Annotated in this window: 7 protein-coding genes and 1 pseudogene; 6 read left to right on the plus strand and 2 right to left on the minus strand. The window is 53.0% G+C overall.

From position 1 onward, the window contains the following. From B9Z43_RS12490 to B9Z43_RS12515, 6 genes are all read left to right on the plus strand, one after another. A complete protein-coding gene (locus tag B9Z43_RS12490; protein WP_108326068.1) occupies positions 1-408 on the plus strand; it encodes a DUF6362 family protein in 408 nt (135 codons plus the stop codon). Positions 409-611: 203 nt separating this feature from the next. Further along, positions 612-1,883, plus strand: coding sequence for a site-specific DNA-methyltransferase (locus tag B9Z43_RS12495; protein WP_108326070.1), 1,272 nt, complete (start codon positions 612-614; stop codon positions 1,881-1,883). A gap of 87 nt (positions 1,884-1,970) precedes the next feature. Next, complete coding sequence (locus tag B9Z43_RS12500) at positions 1,971-2,174, plus strand: hypothetical protein (protein ID WP_108326073.1); 204 nt, start codon at positions 1,971-1,973, stop codon at positions 2,172-2,174. A gap of 204 nt (positions 2,175-2,378) precedes the next feature. Then, positions 2,379-3,599 (plus strand): tyrosine-type recombinase/integrase, encoded by a 1,221-nt coding sequence (locus B9Z43_RS12505; RefSeq protein ID WP_108326076.1) that lies wholly within the window; start codon positions 2,379-2,381, stop codon positions 3,597-3,599. Further along, positions 3,596-4,540, plus strand: coding sequence for a tyrosine-type recombinase/integrase (locus tag B9Z43_RS12510; RefSeq protein WP_108326079.1), 945 nt, complete (start codon positions 3,596-3,598; stop codon positions 4,538-4,540). Before B9Z43_RS12505 ends, B9Z43_RS12510 begins: the two co-directional genes overlap by 4 nt. Continuing rightward, entirely contained in the window at positions 4,533-5,531 is a 999-nt protein-coding gene (locus tag B9Z43_RS12515) for a tyrosine-type recombinase/integrase (protein ID WP_108326081.1), read from the plus strand. The genes B9Z43_RS12510 and B9Z43_RS12515 overlap by 8 nt, the downstream gene beginning before the upstream one ends. A gap of 50 nt (positions 5,532-5,581) precedes the next feature. Here B9Z43_RS12515 and B9Z43_RS12520 read toward each other — a convergent pair whose 3' ends face one another. After that, positions 5,582-5,965, minus strand: coding sequence for a hypothetical protein (locus B9Z43_RS12520; protein ID WP_108326083.1), 384 nt, complete (start codon positions 5,963-5,965; stop codon positions 5,582-5,584). A gap of 8 nt (positions 5,966-5,973) precedes the next feature. Beyond that, positions 5,974-6,090 (minus strand): annotated as a pseudogene (locus tag B9Z43_RS12525) (DUF3489 domain-containing protein); the annotation flags it as partial. Positions 6,091-6,234: the final 144 nt, after the last annotated feature.

The following is a 6,234-nucleotide window of genomic DNA, read 5'->3' on the forward strand; positions in this document are numbered from 1 at the left end:
ATGGCCATACCCACACCACGAGGCGGCTGGTCGGCGGACGAGGTCGCCGACTATTTCATCCAGGCCTCACGCACGGCCCACAAACTCCCGCCGGTTCGGGTGCAGGGTCACTTCAACGTCTGGCCCACCATTGTGCGAACCGATTACGAGCGTATGGCCAGTGACGATGCCCCGGTCTACCGGTTTCCACCCACCCCCGCCGAGGTGGACTGCATGCTCGAGGTCATGGGCTGGGTCCAGTGGCTCGAGGTCGAGCAGCGCCACCTGGTGTGGATGCGGGCGGCACGTTACCGCTGGTACGACATCGGCAAACGCTTCGGCTGTGCACCACGCACTGCCCAGCGCCGATGGGAAATTGCCATGTACATCGTGGCCAGCAACCTAGTGCAGGGAAGTTTGGTGAGGTAGTTGCAGGTAGTTGCGTGCCAGATACAAGTTATGCGTGTTCCTGCGGGCTGTTGCGGAGAAAACGCGGATTTGAGCGTGTCGCGTTTTACCGGAATTTCGCTTACATTTTGTCTACGGTTGCGAGAGATGTGTCTTGCAGCCACCCCCATTCAACAGCCCGCGACGAGCATTTCTCTCGCGGGCTTTTTCGTTTCCGAAGCAGCATGAAGCCCACCATCAAAATCCAATACCGGCCGATTGAGTCCCTGATCCCTTACGCCCGAAATGCCAAGCTGCACTCGGACGCCCATGTGGCACAGATCGCGGCCAGCATCACCGAGTTTGGCTGGGGTGCCCCCATCCTGGTGGACGGACAAAACAACGTCATCGCCGGTCACGGCCGACTGCTTGCTGCCCGCAAGCTCGGCATGTCCGAGGTGCCCGTCGTGGCCATGGAACACCTGACCGAGATCCAGCGCAAGGCGCTGATCTTGGCCGACAACAAGATCGGTGAGAACGCCTCCTGGGATGATGACCTGCTGGGCCTTGAACTGGCCGAGTTGCAGGAAGCTGGCTTTGATCTGGGCCTCACCGGCTTTACCGCCGAAGAGTGGGACAAACTCATTGCGGGCGATCCCAGCAACGATGGCCTGACCGACGAAGACCAGGCACCCGAGGTGGCCGAGACAGCCGTCTCCAAAACCGGCGACATCTGGGTCCTTGGCGAGCACAAGCTGCTGTGTGGCGATGCCACCAAGGCAGAAGATTACAAGGCGCTGCTGGGCGATGAACTGGTGGACATGACTGCCACCGATCCACCCTACAACGTCAACTACGCCAACACGGCCAAGGACAAGATGCGCGGCAAGGACCGTCCCATCCTGAACGACAACATGGGCGCTGACTTTGGAGCGTTCTTGCAGTCGGCATGTCAAAACATCCTGGACGTCACCAAGGGTGCGGTCTACATCGCCATGAGTTCATCCGAACTCGATACCTTGCAGGCTGCGTTTCGCGCCGCAGGGGGCAAGTGGTCCACCTTCATCATCTGGGCCAAGAACACCTTCACCATGGGCCGCGCGGATTACCAGCGCCAGTACGAGCCCATCCTCTACGGCTGGAAAGACGGTGCTCAGCATTACTGGTGCGGTGCACGCGACCAGGGTGATGTGTGGCACATCAAGAAGCCACACAAGAACGATTTGCACCCGACCATGAAGCCGGTGGAATTGATGGAGCGTACGGTACGCAACAGCAGTAAAACACGAGACATCGTGCTGGACCCGTTTGGCGGCTCTGGCACTACCCTGATCGCCTGTGAAAAGTCGGGTCGTCGTGCCCGGCTCATTGAGCTCGATCCCAAGTATGTGGACGTGATCGTCAAACGCTGGCAGGACTTCAGTGGCAAACAAGCGGTACGTCAGGCTGACCAAGCGAAGTTTGACGACCTTGGTCCAGCAATGTCCGCGCTTCAAGTGGCTGAAACGCCACTGTGATGGCAAGTATTTAAGAAGTAACTTGGCTTCCTGTTTGCTTAGAGCGTGAATGGTTTAAGTGCAAGTTAGTACTGGAACAGGAACACGATGAGCGAACAAAAAAATGAACAGGCCAAGCAGATGGTGAAGGGACTGCGAGGTCAGTCTAAAGCACAGGTTTTTAAGGTTTGGATTCAGGTCTGCCTGGGACGTGTGCACAACGCCAAGGTGGGTGAGCAACGCAAAGATTGGATGATCTACGACATCATCAAAGCGCAGTTTGACAAAGAGGTAGCAGACCAGGTTGCCTGATCTGCTTTGTTGGAAACTAATTTAACCGAGTCTGGCAACGTAGCGGGCGTTATGTTGACGTCAACATAACGCCCGTTATGTTGCGGCCATATTTATGTGATCCAAGATTGGTTTCTCACTAGAAAGGGCATCTCCAACCCGTGTCTTGACACAACATAATTTCAGCGTTCAGCTGGCAGGTCCACCAACTTTTGGAGACTTGCCATGTTTGACTACCTATACGCCAAGCAATATGCCATTCAGAGGCAGCGCGATGGTTTATTCGCTCAGGAACGTGAGCGCTATCTACAGCACTGTCATTCGACGGGAAGCACGCGTGTCACCTTGCAGGTCAAAGGCCAGGCACTTTTGCGATTTGCCAACCACATGCGAATCAGCGATCGAAATGGCATGGATCGACAGCGATTTGATGAAATTGTCGGTCTTGTCACGGAAAGCAATCCGAGCCCTGGTGCAATTTATGGAGTGAAAAAATGCAGTCAGCCATGGCTCCGATTTCTTGGCTGGCTGGTAGAGCCAGAGAATCCGAAATTTTTCATCGAGGAGCTTGAAAGCTACGTATCTTGGATGCGCGACGAACGAGGTCTGTCCTCTTCGACAATCGAGCAGTGGACAGAACGACTGACATCATTTCTTTGTTGGTATGGTGGCAGGGGAAAAAAATTCTCACAGATCAACATCCATGACATCGACGCTTATTTCGTGGAAATGGGTAAAAACTGGGGGAGAACCTCATCCGCATACATAGTCACCATGCTGCGGGTCTTTCTGCGACATGCTGCATCCACGGGAAAATGTGATGCTCGTCTACCCACACTGATTGATCGCCCTCGAATTTACAGGGATGAAGGGTTGCCTTCAGCACTTGAATGGCCCGACGTCCGGCGTCTACTGACAAATGCGGATTCCGGCGCGTCGAATGACATTCGAGATCGGGCCATCATGATGCTGATGGCCATTTATGGGTTGCGAACATGTGAGGTCGCTTCCTTGCGTCTCGATCAAATTGATCGAAAAAATTCAACACTGTTGATTCAGCGCGCCAAGAATCGAAGACCGCAGATCTATCCACTGATCGCCTCTGTGGCAGACGCTTTAGATCAGTACATCAGTACCGTTCGACCTGCAGTCGAATGCCCAGAAGTTTTTATTCGATTTGCAGCCCCACTATCTCCGATATCTCGAGCGGGATTGAGTACAACAGTACATCGCAGAATCAAAGAACTTGGCGTATCAATCAAGCGATCAGGTCCACATTCACTCCGTCACGCATGTGCCGTCAGGCTGCTCTCAGAGGGGTTCAATCTAAATGAAATTGGTGATCACCTTGGTCACCAGAGTGCATCTGCAACCAGGGTGTATGCCAAGACAGATGTGAGGGCATTACGTGAAGTCGCGGCATTTGATCTGGGAGACTTGTCATGAAAGTCTCTCAAGTCATCAGCTGCTATCTCGTGTCGCGTCGATCGGTCGGTGTCAGATTGGAAAGCGCTGAGCGCACGCTTTACCAATTCGCAAAGACAGTGGGCGACTGTGAATTCAAGAGGGTCTCACCTAAATCAGTGTCCAAATTCCTCATGGGATCTGGCTCAATTAGCAACTCTTGGTACCTAAAATACAAACTCTTGAATGGACTGTACCGATATGCCATAGCTCGTGGATATGTTGACAAGGCACCACTGCCGAGCGATATCCCGGCATTGCCGCCATCGCTGACGCCGCATGTTTACTCGACTGAAGAGATTCAACGATTACTTGATGCCACAGTGGTCATCAACAATCCGTGCTGTCCATTGCAAGCATCTTCTCTGAAGTCGCTTCTGATCTTGTTGTATGGCACGGGACTTCGTGTCAGTGAAGCTTTGTCGCTGAAGATTTCGGACATCAATCTTGCTGAAAAAATCATCACAGTACGTGATACCAAGTTCTACAAAACGCGGCTGGTCCCACTGGGTGAAAGGGTTTCAGAGGAGCTCAAGCACCACATAATCCGACGAAATTCTCTTCCAATGCCAGACGGAGTGGATTCAGCTGTATTTGCCATCCGATCTGGTTCTGCTCTTGGGTACAGGCAGGTCAACGATTGGTTTGTTCAGGTTAGAAACGCTGCAAGAATAGGTGCCCCACCGGGTGAAAAAAAACCACCGCGATTACATGACCTCCGTCACACTGCTGCAGTGCACAGAGTCATTCACTGGTATCGATCTAACGAGGATGTACAACGTCTCCTTCCCCATTTGGCGACGTATCTCGGCCACATCAAAATTAAATCCACACAGCGTTATTTGACGATGACTCCAGAACTCCTGGAGGAGGCAAGTCTCAGGTTTGCTGTGTACGCCGAAATGGAGGTCGATCATGCGTGATCTCAACCTCCTCGGCCCGTGGGTTCGTCGATTTCTGCTTGAGCATTTGGTGGCTGAAAGGAATCTGTCGCACAACACCCAAATCAGCTATCGCGACACCTTGTCATTGCTATTGCCATTTGCAGGCACCAAGATGCGCAAATCAGTTGACCGTCTGAACGTCTTTGATATCTCGCCTGGTGTCATTAGATCCTTCCTGGAAACAATCGAATCGGTCAGAAATTGCAGTGTCGCGACAAGAAATCAGCGCTTGGGCGCCATTCATTCCCTTGCAAAATTTATCGGGATGCGCTCGCCAGAACATGTTTCGTGGTGTGCAGAGGTAAGGTCAATTCCGTTCAAAAAATCGGCCAAGCCAATGATCGGCTATCTGGACAAACCTGAGATGGATGCGTTGTTGAATCAACCGCTCAGATCTACAGGCCAGGGTGCACGGGACTATGCCTTGCTACTGTTCCTGTACAACAGTGGGGCTCGTGCTGATGAGGCCGCAGGTCTCACCATCGATTGCGTACAAGTGGGTACATCACCTTGTGTCCGCATTCTTGGCAAAGGCAACAAGTTGAGGTTGTGCCCCCTTTGGCCCTTGACGGTGGCAGCACTTAAGCCGTTGATTTCTGACCGAGATGGCAAGGATCGTGTATTCCTTGGTCGAACAGGCGATCCAATGACACGGTTTGGGATCCATCGACTGGTCACAACTTATGCTGCGCTGGCCCTTGGAAATCAAAAGCCACTGAAATGCACACGTGTAAGTCCACACACCATCCGACACACAACAGCCGTTCATCTACTTCGAGCAGGCGTAGACATCAATACCATCCGTGCCTGGTTGGGGCATGTCTCAATTGATACCACTCACATCTATGCCGAGGTAGATCTTGAAATGAAGGCCAAAGCCCTGGCCAGTGTGAATATTGAGTCGCTGCCCAAACCCTCAAGCAAGAGAGGGTCAAACAAGTCTGTGATGACCTTTCTGAGCACCTTGTGACGCAATGTCGGAAATTATGTGCGCACGATTGCCTTTGCCTCCTCTGAGAGTCAAGTGGCGTGGTGATCTGTGCACATAAATATGGCCGCAACATAACGAACGTAATTACCGCCGGAGGGGTCGACGTACAACGTTGGCCTGCAGGTGGCACGGATCTCAACGCAAAGCCTGCCGTCCGCAAGGTAGCCACCCTTGCCACTGAGCCAGTCGCGTGACTTGAGCAGTTGGCAGGAAAAGCTATCGAACTCCGCAGGGGTCATCTCCCGGGTCTCGGTCACAAACACTTTGTAGTTGCCTTCGCCGCCCACCTCGCTGAGGTCGGCAGGTTTGCGGGCAAATGGCAGGCGAACGCTCAACTCCTCAACCTCAATGGCATTGCCCTCAAATTGCAGGGTGCGAGGCATGCGTTCAATGGTGATGGTCATGGATGTCATGGCTTATCTCAATTTGTGGTGATGCGGTAAGTCCGCTCGCTGCCATCGGCTTTGCTGGAGGTGATCTCCAGTCCAAGTTTCTTTTTAAAGGCTCCGGCAAAGGTGCCGCGCACCGTATGCGCCTTATGCCGACATCGGCATAAGGTTCATTACGCCGATGTCCTGGTTATGCCGACCTGCGTCGGAAATCCGGCCTGTGTAGCGGAAAGAGTTGCGATGAAGTCGGCATAAAAAAAATGTCACGCGCATGATGAGAGCCCCTATTTCAA

The sequence above is a fragment of the Limnohabitans sp. MMS-10A-192 genome (assembly GCF_003063335.1).
GTDB lineage: Bacteria > Pseudomonadota > Gammaproteobacteria > Burkholderiales > Burkholderiaceae_C > Limnohabitans_A.

What these genes read in the sequence shown, in the direction of transcription:
- B9Z43_RS12520 (WP_108326083.1), bottom strand. Translation starts at nt 5,965, where the DNA reads ATGACATCCATGACCATCACCATTGAACGCATGCCTCGCACCCTGCAA.
- B9Z43_RS12490 (WP_108326068.1), top strand. Translation starts at nt 1, where the DNA reads ATGGCCATACCCACACCACGAGGCGGCTGGTCGGCGGACGAGGTCGCC.
- B9Z43_RS12510 (WP_108326079.1), top strand. Translation starts at nt 3,596, where the DNA reads ATGAAAGTCTCTCAAGTCATCAGCTGCTATCTCGTGTCGCGTCGATCG.
- B9Z43_RS12515 (WP_108326081.1), top strand. Translation starts at nt 4,533, where the DNA reads ATGCGTGATCTCAACCTCCTCGGCCCGTGGGTTCGTCGATTTCTGCTT.
- B9Z43_RS12495 (WP_108326070.1), top strand. Translation starts at nt 612, where the DNA reads ATGAAGCCCACCATCAAAATCCAATACCGGCCGATTGAGTCCCTGATC.
- B9Z43_RS12505 (WP_108326076.1), top strand. Translation starts at nt 2,379, where the DNA reads ATGTTTGACTACCTATACGCCAAGCAATATGCCATTCAGAGGCAGCGC.
- B9Z43_RS12500 (WP_108326073.1), top strand. Translation starts at nt 1,971, where the DNA reads ATGAGCGAACAAAAAAATGAACAGGCCAAGCAGATGGTGAAGGGACTG.